Origin of the sequence: Sphingomonas sp. 7/4-4, from assembly GCF_027941955.1 — a bacterium.
Lineage (GTDB): Bacteria > Pseudomonadota > Alphaproteobacteria > Sphingomonadales > Sphingomonadaceae > Sphingomonas.
Map to the genome: position 1 here is coordinate 942,424 of NZ_CP115960.1, position 18,065 is coordinate 960,488.

Below are 18,065 nucleotides of genomic sequence, written 5' to 3' on the forward strand. Positions count from 1 at the left end.
ATGGCTGACAAGTTCGATGCGATCGTCATCGGCTCCGGAGTGAGCGGCGGATGGGCGGCGAAGGAATTGACCGAAAAGGGCCTCAAGGTCCTGATGCTCGACCGCGGCATCATGGTCGAGCATGGCGAGGATTATGATTTCGACGGCAAGCCCGCTTATGAGATCCCGGCGCGCGACATGATGCCCAAGGCGCTGCTCGACAGCGACTATTTCATCGCCAAATACGGCTATGTCTCGCCCGGCACCCGCAAGTTCTACAATAACGACCGGCTCAATCCCTACGCATATGACGAGGGCGAGAAATTCTACTGGATCCGTCCCGGCGCGGTCGGCGGCAAGTCGCTGATCTGGGGGCGCTGGAGCTTCCGCTGGAGCCCTGAGGATTTCGAGGCCAACAAGCGCGAGAGCGTCGGGATCGACTGGCCGATCCGCTATGACGACCTCGCGCCGTGGTACGATTATGTCGAGAAGTATATCGGCGTCTCGGGCTCGCGCGAGAATCTGCCCCAGCTGCCTGACAGCGCCTTCCAGCCGCCGATGCAGATGAACATCGCCGAGAAATGGGTGAAGGGGCGGCTCGAGGCGACGTCGCCCGGCCGCAAGCTGATCAACACCCGCCTGTCCAACATGACCGAGGACAAGGAGGCGCAGGGGCGCACCAAATGCCAGTTCCGCAATCAGTGCGGGCGCGGCTGCTCGTTCGGCGCCTATTTCTCGACCCAGGCAGTCACTCTCCCCGCCGCGCGTGCCACCGGCCGGCTGACGCTGCGCCCCGACGCGGTCGTGTCCAATCTCGAATATGATCCCAAGACCAAGAAGGTCACCGGCGTCCGCGTGGTCGACGCGAAGACCAAGCAGGCCGAAGTGATCCCTGCCCGCCTCGTGTTCCTCTGCGCATCGGCGATGGCATCGACCCAGATCATGATGAACTCGCGGATCCCGGGCACCGGCAAGAGCCATTTCGACAATAGCGGCACGCTGGGCCGTTACGTGATGGACCACATCTTCCGCGTCGGCATCTCGGGCGACATCCCGGGCATGACCGAATATATCGAATATGGCCGGCGCCCGGGCGGGGTCTATATCCCGCGCTTCCGCAATGTCGGCGGCGAGGAAGGTATCGGCTTCCGCCGCGGCTATGGCTATCAGGGCGGCGCGCGGCGCGATCCGGCCTATCCGCAGGGCTTCGGCGCATCGATGAAGCAGGGCATGCGCCAATATGGCGGGTGGAAGTTCGGCATGGGCGCGTTCGGCGAATGCCTGCCGTACGAGGACAATCGCGTCAGCCTCCACGCCGACAAGGTCGATCGCTTCGGCATTCCGCTGATGCGCTTCGACGTCACTTTCCGCGACAACGAGATCAAGATGATGGACGATGCGCGGGCCGAGGGCGAGAAGATGCTCAAGGCCGCCGGCCTGCTCAACGTGACGAGCAACCGCAGCGAGCACGTTCCCGGCGACGCGATCCACGAGATGGGCGGCGCGCGCATGGCGGCGGATCCGCGGCAATCGGTGCTCAACAAATGGAGCCAGGCGCACGACGCGGCCAATCTGTTCGTCACCGACGGCGCGCAGATGGCGTCGATCTCGTGCGTGAACCCGTCGCTGACCTTCATGGCGCTCACTGCGCGTGCGGCCGATTATGCGGTCAAGCAGCTGAAGGCAGGCGCGATCTAGGCCGGAATCGCCCCGTCCGCGACGGGGGCGATTGCCGCTCGCTCAGCTCGGCGATGAAGCGGCGCATCCACCAGGTCACGTCCTCGCGCTCGACATTCGCCATCAACGGCAACCACCGAGCAATCCTCTCCTCACGCGGCATCGCCAGCGCCGCCGCGATCGCATCGGCGACATCTTCGGCGCTATAGGGATTTACGAGCAGCGCCTCTCGAAGCTGCTCCGCCGCGCCCGCGAAACGCGAAAGGATCAGTACGCCCGGATCGTCGGGGTCCTGCGCCGCGACATATTCCTTGGCGACGAGGTTCATCCCGTCGCGCAGCGGCGTCACCAGCCCGATCCGCGCGGCGCGATACATCGCCGCCAGCTCGTCGCGCGGATATCCCTGGTTGACGTAGCGGATCGGGACCCATTCGGCGCTGGCATAGGCACCGTTGATGCGGCCCGACACCGCTTCGAGCGAGGCGCGGATCTCCTGATAGCTGTTGACCTCGACGCGTGACGGCGGAGCGATCTGGAGCAGGAACACTTGTTCGTGCTTCTCCGGATGCGCGGCGAGGAAGCGCTCATACGCAAGGAAACGCTCCTCGAGCCCCTTCGAATAATCGAGCCGGTCGACTCCGATCAGCATCGCCCGCCCGTTCGCGCTTTCCAGCATCGCCTCGTGCGCGGCGCGCGCGGCGGGATCGTCGGCGGCGCGGCGAAAGCCGGCGGCGTCGATCCCGATCGGGCAGGCGATCAGCTTCACCACGCGGCCGGCGACGTGGATGATGCCGTCCGATCCGACGAACATGCCGAGTTCGCCCTGGACATAATCGACGAACGCATCGAGCGAGTCCGCGGTCTGGAAACCGATCACGTCATAGGCGAACAGCGACTTGACCAATGCCGCGTGGCTCGGAAGCGTCAGCAGCAGCCGGCGCGGCGGCCACGGAATGTGGAGGAAGAAGCCCATCCGGTTGGTGCATTCGCGCCGCCGGAGCGCCAGCCCCAGCGGAATCAGATGATAGTCGTGCACCCAGATCAGGTCGTCCGGCTCGATCAGCGGCCGCAGCGTATCGGCGAACCGCGCATTCACCCGGGCATAACCACCGGCGAAGCTGCGCTCATATTCCGCCAGGTCGATGCGGTAATGGAAGAGCGGCCACAATGTCCGGTTGGCATAGCCGTTATAATATTCGTCGGTATCCTGCGGTTCGAGATCGATCGTCGCCGTCGTGACGCCGTCGTTGCGCTGATAGTCGATCACGCCGGTGTAGCGGTCGACCTCCTCGCCCGACCAGCCGAACCATATGCCCTCGCTCTCGCGCAGCGCCGCGGCAAGCGCAACCGCGAGCCCGCCCTGATTGGCATTGCCGCCGCTCGGCGGCGAGACGCGATTGGAAACCACGATCAGCCGGCTCATCGGATCGAGCTCCACGGCCTGCTCAGCAGCACCGCGCAATTGATCATGCCGACTAGCGAATAGGTCTGCGGATAATTGCCCCAGAGCTCGCCGGTCAACGGATCGATGTCTTCGGACAGCAATCCTGCCGCGGTCCGGCGGGATAGCATTTCCTCGAACAACGCCCTTGCGTCCGCGATCCGGCCGGTCGCGTGCAGCGCCTCGATCAGCCAGAAGGTGCAAACGTTGAACGCAGTCTCGGGCAGCCCGAAATCGTCCTCGGTCGCATAACGCAGCATGTGGCTGCCGCGCCGCAGCCCTTCCTCGACAGCGAGCAACGTGCCGCGGAAGCGCGGATCGTCGGGCGGCAGGAAACGCAGATCGAGCAGCTGGATCAGGCTGGCGTCCAGATCGTCGCCGCCGAAGGTCGCCGAGAGCCGCGAGGTTCCCTCGCGCCACGCGGACTGCTCGATCAGGACACGGATGCGGTCGGCGCGATCCTGCCAGAAGGCGGCCCGTTCGGCGAGCCCGAGCTTCGCCGCGGCATTGGCCAACCGATCGCACGCCGCCCAGCACATCGCGACCGAATAGGTATGGACATTGCTCTTGGTGCGCAGCTCCCACAATCCCGCGTCAGGCTTGTCGTGCACTTCCCAGGCCCGTTCGCCGATCGCTTCCAGTGCTTCGAAATCGGAAATGCCGCTCATCCGGAACAGCCGCTGATCGAAGAAGCTCTGCGTGTTCGACAGCACGATCTGGCCATAGGCATCGTGCTGGATCTGCTCATAAGCCTGGTTGCCGACGCGCACCGGCCCCATGCCGCGATAGCCGGTCAGGCCGGGTGCCTCGCGCTCCTCCAGCCGCGCCTCGCCGCCGACGCCGTAGAGCGGCTGGATGTGCCCGCCTCTCGCATTGTCGACGATGTTGCGCAGATATTCGAGATAGGTTTCCAGCACATCGAGCGCACCCAGCCGGTTGAGCGCCTGGACGGTGTAATACGCGTCGCGGATCCAGCAGTAGCGATAGTCCCAATTGCGCTGCGAGCCGGCATGTTCGGGGATGGAGGTGGTGAGCGCCGCGACGATCGCCCCGGTTTCCTCGTGCTGGCACAATTTGAGCGTGATCGCGCTGCGGATCACCGCTTCCTGCCATTCCAGCGGCGTAGCGAGCCCCCGCACCCATTCGCGCCATTCCTGCGCGGTGCGGTCGAACATCGTCTCCAGCGCGACGCGGATGTCATCGGCGAAGCTCTCGTCCGGGCCGAGGAAGAAGTGGAGCGGGCGCTCGACGCGGAACAGCCGCTCGTCCTCGATCCAGCCGATCGGCGCGGTGGTGCTGAGCCGCAGCACGGTATCGGCGAGCAGATAACGGATATGGTTCGATCCGCGCGTCGTCGCCGCGTCGCTCGCCCCCCAGTCGCGCGCCGGGCGCAGGCGGATGCGGATCCGCGGCGAGCCGATGATCGGGCGGACGATGCGCGCGAACGCGACCGGCCGGTACATGCGCCCGCTGCGCCGGAAGCGCGGACAGAAGTCGATCACTTCGATCGCATTGCCGTCGCGATCGGTATGGCGCGTCACCAGGATCGGCGTGTTTTCCAGATAATGCTGCGCGGTGTCGACACAGTCCTCGAGGTCGATTTCCCAGAAGCCGCGCGCGCCCTCCGCCGCGCGCGGCGCCGCGTCGAGCAGCGAGGAGAATGCGGGATCGCCATCGACGCGGGGTACGCAGCCCCAGACGAAACGTCCGTTGCGGTCGACGAGCGCGGAGACCTGGCAATTGCCGATCGGCCAGAGATCGAGCGTCGCGGTCATGCTGCCGCCTGCTCCAGCCAGGCGCGCACCGCCGCCGGGCTCTCCAGCAGATACTGCGCGCCGGTCTCGCCGGTCTCGCCGGGCTTGCCGACGAAGATACCTGCGCCGCCCAGCTCGGCGACGGCCTCGAAGCCGTTCTCGTCGGTACGGTCGTCGCCGATGAAGATGGGCGTGGTGCCCTTCATCGGCGCGAGCCGCATCATGCGCCGCACCGCTACGCCCTTGTCGCCGCCGGGAACACGCAGCTCGATCATCATCTTGCCCTCCTGCAATTCGAGTTCGAGGTCGCGCGCGACGTGCCAAGCCAGCGCGACGGCCTCCTTCTCGATTTCCGGGCAGAGGCGGTAATGCAGCGCCACGCCGTAGCTCTTCTCCTCGATCAGCGCGCCGGCAAAGCGTTCGGCGAACGGGCGTATGCGTTCAGCTGCCTGATCGAGCGTCGGCGGACGGTGCGGCTGGGCGGAAATGCCCTGCCAGCGATGCTCGCAGCCATGGCTTCCCGACAATGCGACTTCCTGCGCGACCGGCCCCAGTATCGCGTCGAGCTGGGCGATCGAACGTCCGCTGATCACTGCCATCCGACCATCGAGGCGGAGATTGAGGCGCGCAAGGAGGGCGCGCAGTTCCTCGTCGGCGACCACCTCGTCGGGCCGGTCCGCCAGATCGACCAAGGTCCCGTCGAAATCGAGGAAGAGACTCGCATTCGTCAGCAACGATGCGGGAGGTGGCGATAGCGTATTGGTCCGGCCGATCGAGATGTCCGCGCCCTTTCAAAGCAACAAGGCGCAGCGCGAGTGCCGCCCGCGCGCCCTTTCAGGGAACGGGCGGGAGGCGATCGGGTTCCGCCTGTTGTGAGCTACGCGGGCAGGACGGCTACATGGTCGCTATGCGCAGCCGCGGGTTACGGCCGGCGCGGCTTGTTTCCCGGCCCCGGTCCGCGCTTGGGACCCTGGCCGTCGCGTGGGGGCCTGCGATCGCCCGATCCCCCGCGCGGGCGATCCCCCGGCCCGCCCCTCGGACGATGCGTCGGTGCGGAGGCAACCGGCGGCGCGCGGCGCTGCTCGACGCCCTGCGCGACCGAATAGCCTTCCTTGAGCAGCCGGGTGAACGCCGAACGGACATTGGTCGCGATCGCCGCCTGCACTTCTTTGGGCAGATCGGCGTAGGTCGTGTTCGGGTGGATGCTGTTGAGCTCGCGCAGCAACGGGTTGGGAAGCCCGTTGGCAGCGTCCTTCAGCGCCACGATCGAGATCGAGGACGGTGGAGAACAGGATCTCCTGCATCAGGTCGGTTGCCGATTTTGCCATAGCCGCGCCTCAACGCCCGTCCGCGCGCCCGGTGTCAAGCCCCGGTATCAAGCAATGAGTTCGCCGGGTGCGGCTAAACGGTCTCCAGCTCGGTGAATTGCACTGCCATCACTTCGCGGATCGTCAGCTCGCTCCCGTCGCGCGTCACCTGCACCAGCCGCTGCGCCCCGGTTCGCCCAGCGGCATCACCAGCCGCCCGCCTTCGGGCTTGAGCTGGCCCACCAATGCCTCCGGCAGCTCTTTCGCCGCCGCGCTGACCAGGATCGCATCGAACGGCGCCGCTTCCGCCCAGCCGCGCGATCCGTCGCCGATCCGGATGGCGACGTTCCGGTATCCCAGCGCGACCAGCCGCGCATCGGCGATGCCGGCGAATTCCTCGACGATCTCGACGCTCCATACGTGCGCTGCCAGCCCGGCGAGGATCGCGGTCTGGTAGCCGAGCCCGGTCCCCACCTCGAGCACCGAATCCCCTTCCTGCGGATCGAGCAGCTCGGTCATCAGCGCCGTCATGAAGGGCTGCGAGATCGTCTTGTCGAAGCCGATCGGCAGCGGACTGTCCTGATAGGCGAGCGCTGCGAACTGCGCCGGCACGAACAGATGCCGCGGCACCGCCAGCAACGCCTCGCGCACGCGCTGGCTCGGCGCCGGCCGCTCGATCTCCTCGCTCAGCAGGTCGAACTCGATATCGATCACTTCGACCATGTGGCGCCGGAGGATCGCGAGATGCGCTTCGGTGAGCGGTTTCATGAGGGTCTGCCTCGAGGGAGTTCGACCAGATGAACGCACGAACCGCCCGCTGGCAACATCCCCTTCAGCCGTGGAGGTTGAGCAGCGAGATCCATCAGCCCGTCCTCGGCGCTGGAGCATACGCCCAGCACCACCGCCTCGTCGCAGCCCTCGGCCGCGACATACGCATGGCCCATGTTCGAGATCGATGTAGATCGATTCGCCGGTGTCCAGCGTGACGGGATCGTAGAATTCGGTGTGAACCACGATCCGCCCGCTGACGATGTAGATGAACTCCTCGCCCGAATGGTGGACGAGATCGCCGAACTCCTCGACCGATTTGGCACGCACCCGCGTGATCACCGGGATCATCCGCTTTCGCCGCAGCTCGGTGCAGAGATAATAATAATCGTAATTCGGCGTGTTCACGCGCACCGCATGATCGAGATCGCCGATGCTGCGCCGCGCCGTGACCGGCGCCTCGGCCGCCGAGATCATTCTCCGCGAACAGCTCGGACATGCGGATGTTGAGCCGCTGGCTGAGCTGGAGAAGCTTGTCATAGGTCAGCGTCAGCCGGTCATGTTCGACCTTGGACAGAGTCGACACGGGAATGCCGCTGCGGACACTCATCTCCTTGAGCGTCCAGCCGTTCCGGCTGCGCAGCGCACGCACCAGCGTACCGAGCGTTGGTTGTTCCGGCTTCAGGCGCGTGGCCATCCGATTCCCCAGTTTGACATTTTTCCGAACAGGATCATTATGTCTCAATCAGGCGTAACTAGTTCGTTGGGGATATAGCCTAACCGCAGACGCAAACCGGCGCAATCACATGCCGGCGCTGCGGGAAACATAAGGGAAGCGCGATGTGGAAACGTTCGCTGGCGGTGCTCGCGGCAGGATTGCTCGGCATTGCAATCGGGGTACCGGCCTTCACACAGGCGCCCGCCCCGCTGACCCCGGTCGCGCAGACGCCGCCACCGGCGGCTCCGACGACGCCCACGGGCCTCGCCACGCTGACCAAGGCCGACGCCGATGCGTGGCTCGACGGCTTCATGCCCTATGCGCTCGCGCGCGGTGACGTCGCCGGCGCGGTGGTCGTCGTCGTCAAGGACGGGCAGGTCGTCACGCAGCGTGGCTTCGGCTATTCCGACGTCGCGAAGCGCGCGCCGGTCGACCCGGCAACCACGCTGTTCCGCCCGGGCTCAACTTCGAAGCTCTACACCTGGACCGCAGTGATGCAGCAAGTCGAGGCGGGCAAGCTCGACCTCGACGCGGACGTGAACCGCTATCTCGATTTCAAGATCCCGCCTTATCAGGGCAAGCCGATCACGCTGCGCAACATCATGACGCACACCGCCGGCTTCGAAGAGATCATCAAGGGCCTGCTCACCTTCGACAAGCCCGTCCCCAGCCTCGGCGACGTGCTCAAGCACCGCATCCCCGAGCGTATCTACGCCCCCGGCACCACGCCGGCCTATTCCAACTATGCCACTGCACTGGCCGGCTATATCGTCGAACGCGTCTCGGGCATGCCCTTCGACGATTATATCGAGCGCAACATCTTCGGCCGGCTGGGCATGCAATATGCCAGCTTCCGCCAGCCCCTCCCCGCCCGTCTCAAGCCGTACATGTCGCAAGGCTATGAGCTCGGCTCGGGCCCGGCCAAGGGTTATGAACTGATCGGCATGGCCCCCGCTGGCGCATCGGCGATCAGCGGCGGCGACATGGCCAAGTTCATGATCGCGCACCTCGCCAATGGCGGCCCGCTGCTCAAGCCGGAAACCGCGAAACTGATGCACGCCCCCAGGCCAGCGCGATCCCCGCGATCAACCAGATGGCGCTCGGTTTCTACGAACAGCGCATCAACGGCCACCGCGCGATCGCGCATGGCGGCGACACGGTCTATTTCCACAGCGACCTGTGGATCTTCCCCGAAGACAATGTCGGGCTCTACATCTCGATGAACAGCAGCGGGAAGGACGGCGTCACGCGTGTCCTCCGCGGCTCGCTGTTCGACGAATTCGCCGACCGGTACCTTCCTGATTCCAAAAGGCCGCTCCTGTCGGGCTTGCCACTGCCAAGGAGCACGCCAAATTGCTCGTCGGCAGCTGGACCAACAGCCGCCGGATCGATTCGAGCTTCGCCAAGATCATCGGCCTGCTCGGCGATACCAAGGTCAGCCTCGACGCCGACGGCCGCCCGGTCATTCCCGCGCTGACCAGCCCCGGCGGCGCGCCGCGGAAACTGATCGAAGTCGCGCCGTTCGTCTGGCAGGACGCCTATGGCCATGAGCGCCTCGCCGCGCAGGTGATCGACGGCAAGGTCGCGCGTTGGAGCTTCGGCGAAGTCTCGCCCTTCATGATCTGGTATCGCACACCGGCCTCGCTCGACAGTGCCTGGGTGATGCCCGCGCTCCTGTTCGGCATCGGCGTGGTCCTCCTCACTGCGCTGTCCTGGCCTGTCGGCTGGTTCACGCGCCGCCGCTACGGCGCGCCGCTCGCGCTCGAAGGCGAGGCACGCCGCACCTATCGCGCGGTCCGCGGCTTCGCCTGGCTGGTGCTGCTCGTGCTGGTCGGCTGGACGATCGCGATCTCGGGCCTCGAGGATTTCGAGAGCCACGGCTCCACCGATTGGCTGATCCTGCTGCTCCAGATCGCCGGCACGCTCGTCTTTTTCGGGATGTTCGGCCTGTCGATCTGGAACGCCTGGCTGACGTGGAAGGCCAAGCGCGGCTGGTTCGCCCGGATCTGGAGCGTGTTGCTCGTGCTCGGCGCCTTCTTCATCCTGTACACGGCGCTGGCCTTCAAGCTGATCAGCTTCGGCACCGAGTTCTAGGGCAATGGTGCAGCGTCTCTCGTGCGACGTGGCGGTGGAACGGCTTCCCTTCGCGAAGCCGTTCCGGATCTCGGGCCATGTCTTCACCGAGTCTCCGGTGGTGGTCGTCACGCTGAGTGACGGCCTCCACACCGGGCGCGGCGAAGCGAGCGGCGTCTATTATCTCGGCGACGACGAAACGACGATGACCGCCGCGCTGGAGACGGTGCGCGAAGGCCTGATGGGCGGCATGACCCGTGCCGAACTCCAGCAGGTCCTCCCTCCTGGCGGCGCCCGCAACGCCGCCGATTGCGCGCTTTGGGAGCTCGACGCGAAGCGCGCCGGCGTGCCCGTCTGGAAGCTCGCCGACCTGCCCGAACCGAAACCGCTTCTCACCACCTTCACGCTCGGCGCGGAAGATCCCGAGGTGATGGCCGAGGGGGCGTTGGCTTATGCCGATGCCCGCGCGCTCAAGCTCAAGCTCACCGGCGATCTGGACCTCGACATCGCTCGGGTCCGCGCGGTGCGCGCGGCGCGAAAGGACTGCTGGATCGGCGTCGACGCCAATCAGGGGTTCAAGATCGACGAGCTCGACGCACTGATCGCCGTGCTGGTCGAATGCAGTGTCGCCTTGCTCGAACAGCCGCTCGCCCGCGACCACGAGGCCGATCTCGGCGGGTTCAGCTCGCCGATCCCGATCGCCGCCGACGAGAGCGCGCTCACCCTCGCCGACCTCGATGCGCTGGTCGGCCGCTTCGACACCGTCAACATCAAGCTCGACAAATGCGGCGGCCTCACCGAGGCGATCGCCATCGCCCGCCGAGCGCGGATGCTCGGTCTCGACGTGATGGTCGGCAACATGGTCGGATCGAGCCTCGCAATGGCGCCCGCCTTCCTGCTCGGCCAGCTCTGCGACGTCGTCGATCTCGACGGACCGACTTTCCTCGCCGCCGATCGCGAACCCGGCATCCGTTACGAGGACGGCTATATCCGCTGCCCAGAAGCGGTCTGGGGTCACCGCGCGCTGCCGCATGCAATCTGATTGCAATATCGGTTGACTATTCTCCAATCCGGATCATATCATCCTAATTAGAGAATTAGCCATCGAACTCCTGGGGGAGGACCGACGATGACGCGCATGACCAATCGAACCAAATTGCTGATCACCGTGACGGCAGGCGCGTTGCTCCTGCCCGTGGCCGCGCTGGCACAGGACGCACCGCCGTCGGCACCCGAGGCCGCCGTGGCCGGCGACGACGAGATCGTCGTCACTGCGCAGAAACGCGAAGAACGCCTTCAGGACGTGCCGATCTCGATCAGCGTCGTCGGCGGCGCGCAGATGCAGCAGGCCGGCGGATCGCAGCTCACCGATTATGCCGCTTATGTCCCCGGTTTCCAGGTCGACAATGCCGGCTCGCCCGGCCGTTCGACTTTGTCACTGCGCGGCGTCGCGCCGATCGGCCCCAGCGCCACGGTCGGCATGTATCTCGACGACGCCCCGATCGGATCGAGCGGCATCTACAATCGCGCGCAGACCTTCTCGCTCGATCTGATGCCCTATGACATCGCCCAGCTCGAAGTGCTGCGCGGGCCCCAGGGCACGCTCTACGGCGCCAGCTCGATCGGCGGCCTGCTGAAATATGTCACGGTGCAGCCCGACCTCAACAGCCTGTCGGTCCGCGCGGGCGGCGAGGTCTTCACCATCGCGCATGGCAGCGACATGGGCTGGGCGGCGAACGCCATGGTCAACGTGCCGCTGGTCAGCGACAAGCTCGCCGTCAGCGCCAGCTACTCACGCCGCGAGACGCCGGGCTATATCGACAACATCTTCACCGGCGAAGAGGACGTAAACGATGCGGTCCAGCAGGGCGGCCGCGTCGCCTTGCTATGGAAGCCCGACAGCAACCTGACCATCAAGCTCAGCGGCCTGTGGCAGTCGGTGGATTCGGACAATTTCGGCATCCTCTACGAAACGCCGACCTATGGCCCGCTGGAGCCCGGCGCCGACTGGCTGAGCACCAATTCGCAGCTGCCCGAGCCCTTCACCAGCGACTTCCAGTTCTATGCCGGCACGCTCGCCTACGATTTCGGTTTCGCCGAGCTGAGCTCGACCACCTCGTACAGCAAGCTCGACATCCTCGAGACCAGCGATGCCTCGCGCGTCTATGGCGTCATCTGGGGCGGGCTCGCCAATTACCCGGCGACGCTCCACCAGAAGAAGTGGACCAAGGAACTCCGCCTCACTTCGGCTTCGAGCGACAGGTTCGAATGGCAGCTCGGCTTCTTCTACACCGACGAGGACAACAGCCACGACCAGATCGTCCGCGCGCTCGACGCCTCGGGCGCGGTGCTCCCGGCGTTCGATCCCTTCGCGGTCGTCGCGCTGCCGAACACCTACAAGGAATATGCCGTCTTCGGGAACGCGACGTACAAGTTCGGCGACGTCTTCCACTTGACCGGCGGCCTGCGCTGGGCGCGCAACGACCAGACCTTCACGCAGGTGACCCAGATCCCGCTGATCGGGCTCGACACCAGCGGCGACGGCAGCTCGTCGGAAGAAATCGTCACCTGGAGCGTCAGCCCCCAGATCAACATCAACCCGGACACGATGGTCTATGCCCGCGCCGCCACCGGCTATCGCCCGGGCGGCCCGAACATCGCCTTGCCCGGCTTCCCGACGACCGTGGATTCGGAGAAAGTCACCAGCTACGAAGCCGGCATCAAGGCCCGCTTCCTCAATCGGGCAGTGACCTTCAACGCCGCCGCCTTCCTGCTCGACTGGAAGGACCTCCAGACGAGCGCGGCCTTCTCCAACGGCATCAACGGCCTGGTCAATGCCGGCACCGCGCGCAGCAAGGGCTTCGAAGCCTCGCTGCTGCTTCAGCCGATCGACGGGTTCAGCGTCGGTGGCAACATCGCTTATACCGACGCCCGCTGCACCGAGACGACCGACAATTGCACCGACGGCGATCAATTGCCCAACGTGCCCAAGCTCGCCGCGGCGATGACCGCGGATTACAGCTTCCCGGTCGGCGGCTCGGCGCAGGCGCATATCGGCGGCGCGGTCCGCATCGTCGGCGATCGCATCTCGGCGGTCGAGAGCTCGCCGCTCGCGGTGCCTGTCGACGGCTATGCGACCCTGGACCTCAACGCTTCGCTCACCTTCGGCGGCAAGTGGACGCTGCGCGCTTATGCCCGCAACCTCACCGACGAGGCGGGCCGCATCACCACCAACGTCGCCACCGTCAATCCCGGCTTCCTCTCGACCGTCCCGGTCCAGCCGCGCACGCTGGGCCTCGCGGCCGAGCTGGCATTCTGATCGGAGCGCGCGCGTGCTGCCCCAGCCCTATCTCCTCTTCCTCGGCGACACCACCGAGCCGGGATTCGCCAAGACCGCCTTCGGGCTTCGCGACTGGGCCGGGGACAAATGCGTGGGCGAGTTCGCGTGCGGCGCCACCGTCACCACCGACCTCCCGCGCATGACGCCTACCCAGGCAGTGGTGGAAGGCGCGAAAGGCCTCGTGATCGGCGTCGCCAATCCCGGCGGGGTGATCCCGCAATCGTGGCGCAAGTCGCTGGTCGAGGCGCTGGAGGCAGGGCTCGACATCGTCTCGGGAATGCACGCCCGGCTGGCCGACATCCCCGAGCTGGCCGAAGCCGCGGCCCTGCTCGGGCGGCAGCTGATCGACATTCGCGTGCCCCCGGTCGACATCCCCGTCGCCACCGGCCGCAAGCGCAGCGGCAAGCGCCTGCTCACCGTCGGCACCGATTGCGCGCTCGGCAAGAAGTACACTGCACTGGCGCTTGCCCGCGACTTCCGGGAGCGCGGCGTCGACAGCGATTTCCGCGCCACCGGCCAGACCGGGATCATGATCGCCGGCGGCGGCATGCCGATGGACGCCGTGGTCTCCGATTTCGAGGCAGGCGCGGCGGAGATGCTCTCGCCCGACGCGGCGCCCGATCATTGGGACCTGATCGAAGGCCAGGGCTCGCTTGTGCACCCCGCTTATGCCGCGGTCTCGCTCGGCCTGCTCCATGGCAGCCAGCCCGACGTCTTCGTCGTCTGCCACGAGCCCGGCCGCACCGACATGCTCGGCACCGCGGGCTACAAGGTCGCGACGATCGAGGAGATCATCGATCTCACGCTGGCGCTCGGGCGGCGGACCAATCCCGCCATCCGCTGCGGGGGCGTGAGCTTCAACACCTCGGCGCTCGACGAAGCCCAAGCGACCGCGCTGATGGAGCGCGAAAGCGAACGCCTCGGGCTCCCGGTCGCCGATCCGATCCGCGGCGGCCCCGCCTTCGACGCGCTCGTCGCCAGCTGCCTCGCATGAGCATCCCGGCGGCAGGATCTAGCTGGTTCCAGCGCTTCCTGCTGCCGGGTTTCGCGATGAAGGCCGTCATCATCGGCGGCGGCTATGCCACCGGACGCGAGCTGGCCGAGTATTTCCTGCCCTCGGGCCCGTGGGGCGGCCTCGCGGGCATGCTGCTGGCGATGCTGCTGTGGATCGTCATCGCCGCCACCACTTTCGCGTATGCCCGGCTGGCGGGCGCGCTCGATTATCGCGCGTTCTTCGCGGACCTCCTCGGCCCGGCCTGGGTGGCGTTCGAGATCGCCTACATCCTCTTCGTCGTGCTGATCCTCGCGGTGTTCGGCGCCAGCGCGGGCGCGATCGGCGCGGCGATGTTCGGCTGGCCCAGCTTCGTCGGCGCGGTGCTGCTCGCGGTCGCGATCCTCGCCACCGTGTCGCTCGGCAATTCGGCGGTCGAAGGCGTGTTCAAATACGTCTCCTTCCTGCTCTATGGCGTCTATGCGCTGTTCCTGATCCTCAGCCTGTTCAGCTTCGGCGACCGGATCGCCGCCGGCTTCGCCACGCCCGCGCCCTGGACCGGCTGGGCTTCGGGCGGGCTGACCTACGCCAGCTACAACATCATCGGCGCGGTCGTGATCCTGCCCGTCCTGCGCCACCTCACCAGCACGCGCGACGCAGTGATCGCAGGCGTGATCGCAGGCCCGCTGGCGATGGCGCCGGCGATCCTGTTCTTCGTCTGCATGGTCGCCTTCTATCCCGGCATCGGCGCCGAGACCTTGCCTTCCGACTTCCTGCTCCGCCAGTTGAACGCCCCGGTCTTCCACTGGCTGTTCCAGCTGATGATCTTCGCCGCCTTGCTGGAAAGCGGTGCCGGCGCAGTCCACGCGATCAACGAGCGCGTCGCCGGCGTGCTGCGCCGCCGTCGCGGGATCGAGCTCAGCCCGCGCGCGCGCGCCGCGATCGCCGGCGGGCTGCTGCTCGTCTGCATGTTCGTCGCTGAGCGCGTCGGGCTGATCGCGCTGATCGCCAGCGGCTATAGGCTGCTGGCCTACATGTTCCTCGCCGTTTTCGTGCTGCCGCTGATGACGATCGGGCTGGCGCGGCTGATCCGGCGCCGTTCCGCCGCTCCCAGGGAGGTCGCCGCATGATCCTGCGCCATCTGCTCGCCTTGCCGCTGCTCGCGCTCGCAATGCCTGCGCTCGCCGATCCACCCGCGGGCCTCGAGGCCAGGGTCGAAGCGCTCCGCAAGCAGACCGGCGCGCCCGGCATCGCAGTCGCGATCGTCGAACACGGCAAGACCACGCTCGCCAAAGGCTGGGGCGTCCGCAAGCTGGGCGATCCCGCGAAGGTCGATGCCGACACGATCTTCCAGACCGGATCGACCGGAAAGGCGTTCACGGCCGCCGCACTCGCGATCCTGGTCGATCAGGGCAAGATCGGCTGGGACGACAAGGTCATCGATCACATGCCGTGGTTCCGCATGTACGATCCCTGGGTCACGCGCGAGATCACCATCCGCGACCTGCTCGTCCACCGCAGCGGCCTGGGCCTCGGCGCGGGCGACCTGCTCTTTGTCCCGCGCGGCAGCCTCTCGCGCAAGGAGAGCGTCAAGCGGCTGGCGTACATCAAGCCGGCGACGAGCTTCCGCTCGAACTACGCTTACGACAACGTTCTCTACATGGTCGCCGGCCAATTGATCGAAGAGGTTACCGGTCGAACCTGGGAGGATTTCGTAACTGCCGAAGTCCTCAAGCGCGGCGGCATGAACAGCGCCACCGCCACTTATGAGGCGCGTTGGGCCACGCCCGACCGCGCCTTCCCCCACGCCCGGATCGGGGGCGCGGTCCGCGGCGACGGCGTAAACCAGCCACTGAACGAGCGCGAGGAACTCGGCCGCGCCGCGGCTCCCGCGGGCAACCTCGCGCTCAGCGCCAATGATCTCGCGCAATGGCTCAAGATCCAGCTCGGCCACGGCGCGCTGCCCGGCGGCGGGCGGCTGTTCAGCGAGGCCCAGGCCGCCGAGATGTGGAAGGGCGTCACCGTCCAGCCGATCACGTCCTATCCGGGCAGCCTCGCGCCGCTCACGCCCAAGTTCAGCACCTACGGCCTTGGCTGGGAAGTCGAGGACTATCGCGGCGCCCGGATCATCTCGCATGGCGGCGGTGTGTTCGGTTCGATCACCCACATCATCCTGCTCCCCGACCAGGACGTCGGCATCGCCGTGGTGGTCAATTCGGAGGACATCGCGCTGCTCCGCGGCGTCGCGCACATGCTGGCCGATCATTATCTCGGCGTGCCCGACCAGGATTGGCCGGCGCGCTTCGGCGAATTCATGGAGCAGCGTCTGGCTGGCGGAAAGGCAGCGCTCTCCGCCGCCAAGGCCGCGCCTGCCAAGGTCGGCCCTCGCTCGCGCTCGAGCGCTATGCCGGCACCTATCGCGACCCCTGGTATGGCGACGTCGCGGTCACCGGCGGCGCCGACGGGCTGCGCATCGACTTCAAGAGCACGCCGCGCATGGCCGGCAAGCTGGTCCATTGGCAATACGACACCTTCGTCACGCGCTTCGACGACAAGGCGATCGAGCCCGCCTACGTCAGCTTCGCGCTCGATGCCGACGGCAAGGTGTCGCGCGTCTCGATGAAGGCGGAGAGCCCGATCGCCGACTTCAGCTACGACTATCACGACCTCGATCTGCGCCCGGTGGCGGAGGTGAAGAAATGAACGGTCCGTTCTTCAATCCTCCCCGGAGGGGGAGGGGACCGCGAAGCGGTGGAGGGGTATTCTCCACGAGCGATGTCGCTTGCGGCACCTACCCCTCCACCAGCCTGCGGCTGGTCCCCTCCCCTCCGGGGGAGGATTTGCCTTGGCGCTGCTGCTCCTCGCCGGCTGCGCCACCACGCAAGCGGGTCCGCCCCACAAGTCGCACCGCGATTTCCTCGTGCTCGACACGCACCTTGATACCCCACTCCATTTCGCCCGGCCCGGCTGGAGCTTCGCGGGCCACCACGATCCGGCGACCGACCTCGTCCAGGTCGATCTCGAGCGGATGGATTCCGGCGCGCTCGATGGCGGCTTCTTCGCGATCTACACCGAGCAGGGGCCGCTGACGGCCAAGGGCTATGCCGACGCGCTCGCCTTTGCGCGCAAGCGATCGGACCTGATCGACACCACCCTGTCGGCCTTTCCCAACCGGCTCGACTTCGTGACGACTGCCGCTGAAGCGCGCCGTGCGGACCGCATCGGGCTGCGTGTCGCCTTCAAGAGCATGGAGAACAGCTACGAGCTGGGCGAGGATCTCTCGCTGCTCGAGGAGTTCCATGATCGCGGCGTGCGGCTCGCCGGGCCCGTCCACGGCGCCAACAACCAGTTCGCCGATTCCTCCGGGGACAAGCCCAGATGGAATGGCCTCTCACCCCTCGGGCGCCAATGGGTGAAGGAGATGAATCGGCTGGGCATGGTGATCGACGCCAGCCATTCGTCGGATGCCACGTTCGATCAGATGCTCGCGCTGTCAAAAACGCCGTTGCTCCTCTCGCATTCGAGCGGGCGCTGGGCGTTCGACCATCCCCGCAACCTCGACGACGCGCGCATCCGCAAGCTGGCGGCCAAAGGCGGTGCGATCTGCGTCAGCACGATCTTCCTGTCGAACATGAACATGGGGCCCGAGCGTGCGGCGCTGTTCGCCAAATATGAGCATATCGCCGATCTATCGCCGGAAGAGCAGGCCGACCTCACCCGCCGCTGGCGCGCGCTCGATGCGACCCAACCGATCTGGAACGCCGATTTCGAGCGCTACATGGCGATGGTGCTGCACGTGATCGAAGTGGCGGGCGTCGACCATGTCTGCTTCGGCGCGGACTGGGACGGCGGCGGCGGGCTGCCGGGGATCGAGGACATCTCGGCGCTGCCCAAGGTCACCGAGCGGCTGCGCGCCGCGGGCTATTCCGATACCGATCTCGCCAAGATGTGGAGCGGTAACATCCTCCGCATCGTCGAAGCCGCCGAGCGCGGCCGCGAGAACTAGCGGCCAGGCGC

14 protein-coding genes and 2 pseudogenes are annotated in these 18,065 nt (G+C 66.5%); 10 read left to right on the forward strand and 6 right to left on the reverse strand.

Annotation, left to right across the window (positions count from 1 at the left end; translation table 11 throughout):
• Window positions 1-1,677: a GMC family oxidoreductase gene (locus tag PIB19_RS04895; protein ID WP_271239904.1), complete on the forward strand. Its 1,677-nt coding sequence runs from the start codon at window positions 1-3 to the stop codon at window positions 1,675-1,677.
• Here the strand turns inward: PIB19_RS04895 and PIB19_RS04900 are convergent.
• The 6 genes and pseudogenes from PIB19_RS04900 to PIB19_RS22775 form a co-directional block, all read right to left on the reverse strand.
• On the reverse strand, window positions 1,649-3,079 hold the full coding sequence (locus PIB19_RS04900) for an alpha,alpha-trehalose-phosphate synthase (UDP-forming) (RefSeq protein ID WP_271240914.1): 1,431 nt from the start codon (window positions 3,077-3,079) through the stop codon (window positions 1,649-1,651). The two genes, PIB19_RS04895 and PIB19_RS04900, sit on opposite strands and share 29 nt — an antisense overlap.
• Entirely contained in the window at window positions 3,076-4,872 is a 1,797-nt protein-coding gene (locus PIB19_RS04905; RefSeq protein WP_271239905.1) for a glycoside hydrolase family 15 protein, read from the reverse strand. Before PIB19_RS04905 ends, PIB19_RS04900 begins: the two co-directional genes overlap by 4 nt.
• Window positions 4,869-5,585 (reverse strand): trehalose-phosphatase, encoded by a 717-nt coding sequence (otsB, locus tag PIB19_RS04910; protein WP_271239906.1) that lies wholly within the window; start codon window positions 5,583-5,585, stop codon window positions 4,869-4,871. Before otsB ends, PIB19_RS04905 begins: the two co-directional genes overlap by 4 nt.
• A gap of 188 nt (window positions 5,586-5,773) precedes the next feature.
• Complete coding sequence (locus PIB19_RS04915; protein WP_271239907.1) at window positions 5,774-6,115, reverse strand: hypothetical protein; 342 nt, start codon at window positions 6,113-6,115, stop codon at window positions 5,774-5,776.
• A gap of 208 nt (window positions 6,116-6,323) precedes the next feature.
• On the reverse strand, window positions 6,324-7,403 hold the full coding sequence (locus PIB19_RS22770) for a protein-L-isoaspartate(D-aspartate) O-methyltransferase (protein WP_336297254.1): 1,080 nt from the start codon (window positions 7,401-7,403) through the stop codon (window positions 6,324-6,326).
• A 55-nt stretch (window positions 7,404-7,458) separates the two neighbouring features.
• A pseudogene (locus PIB19_RS22775) lies at window positions 7,459-7,623 on the reverse strand (helix-turn-helix domain-containing protein); the annotation flags it as partial.
• A gap of 143 nt (window positions 7,624-7,766) precedes the next feature.
• Between PIB19_RS22775 and PIB19_RS04930 the strand changes: the two are divergent.
• From PIB19_RS04930 to PIB19_RS04965, 9 genes and pseudogenes are all read left to right on the forward strand, one after another.
• On the forward strand, window positions 7,767-8,867 hold the full coding sequence (locus PIB19_RS04930; RefSeq protein ID WP_271239908.1) for a serine hydrolase domain-containing protein: 1,101 nt from the start codon (window positions 7,767-7,769) through the stop codon (window positions 8,865-8,867).
• A gap of 130 nt (window positions 8,868-8,997) precedes the next feature.
• Window positions 8,998-9,738 carry a hypothetical protein gene (locus PIB19_RS04935; protein WP_271239909.1) on the forward strand — a complete coding sequence of 247 codons (741 nt, stop codon included), beginning with the start codon at window positions 8,998-9,000 and terminating at the stop codon, window positions 9,736-9,738.
• A gap of 4 nt (window positions 9,739-9,742) precedes the next feature.
• A complete protein-coding gene (locus PIB19_RS04940) occupies window positions 9,743-10,759 on the forward strand; it encodes a dipeptide epimerase (RefSeq protein ID WP_271239910.1) in 1,017 nt (338 codons plus the stop codon).
• Between the two features lie 87 nt (window positions 10,760-10,846).
• A complete protein-coding gene (locus tag PIB19_RS04945) occupies window positions 10,847-13,036 on the forward strand; it encodes a TonB-dependent receptor (RefSeq protein WP_271239911.1) in 2,190 nt (729 codons plus the stop codon).
• A gap of 13 nt (window positions 13,037-13,049) precedes the next feature.
• On the forward strand, window positions 13,050-14,051 hold the full coding sequence (locus PIB19_RS04950; protein WP_271239912.1) for a DUF1611 domain-containing protein: 1,002 nt from the start codon (window positions 13,050-13,052) through the stop codon (window positions 14,049-14,051).
• On the forward strand, window positions 14,048-15,178 hold the full coding sequence (locus PIB19_RS04955) for a YkvI family membrane protein (protein WP_271239913.1): 1,131 nt from the start codon (window positions 14,048-14,050) through the stop codon (window positions 15,176-15,178). The genes PIB19_RS04950 and PIB19_RS04955 overlap by 4 nt, the downstream gene beginning before the upstream one ends.
• Before the next feature lie 41 nt (window positions 15,179-15,219).
• Window positions 15,220-16,212: pseudogene (locus PIB19_RS22780) on the forward strand (serine hydrolase domain-containing protein); the annotation flags it as partial.
• Window positions 16,213-16,337: 125 nt separating this feature from the next.
• The gene (locus PIB19_RS22785) at window positions 16,338-16,751 is read left to right on the forward strand and encodes a DUF3471 domain-containing protein (protein ID WP_336297255.1); all 414 of its coding nucleotides are present in this window, start codon (window positions 16,338-16,340) and stop codon (window positions 16,749-16,751) included.
• Window positions 16,752-16,893: 142 nt separating this feature from the next.
• Complete coding sequence (locus PIB19_RS04965; protein WP_271239914.1) at window positions 16,894-18,054, forward strand: dipeptidase; 1,161 nt, start codon at window positions 16,894-16,896, stop codon at window positions 18,052-18,054.
• The last annotated feature ends 11 nt before the right edge of the window (window positions 18,055-18,065 follow it).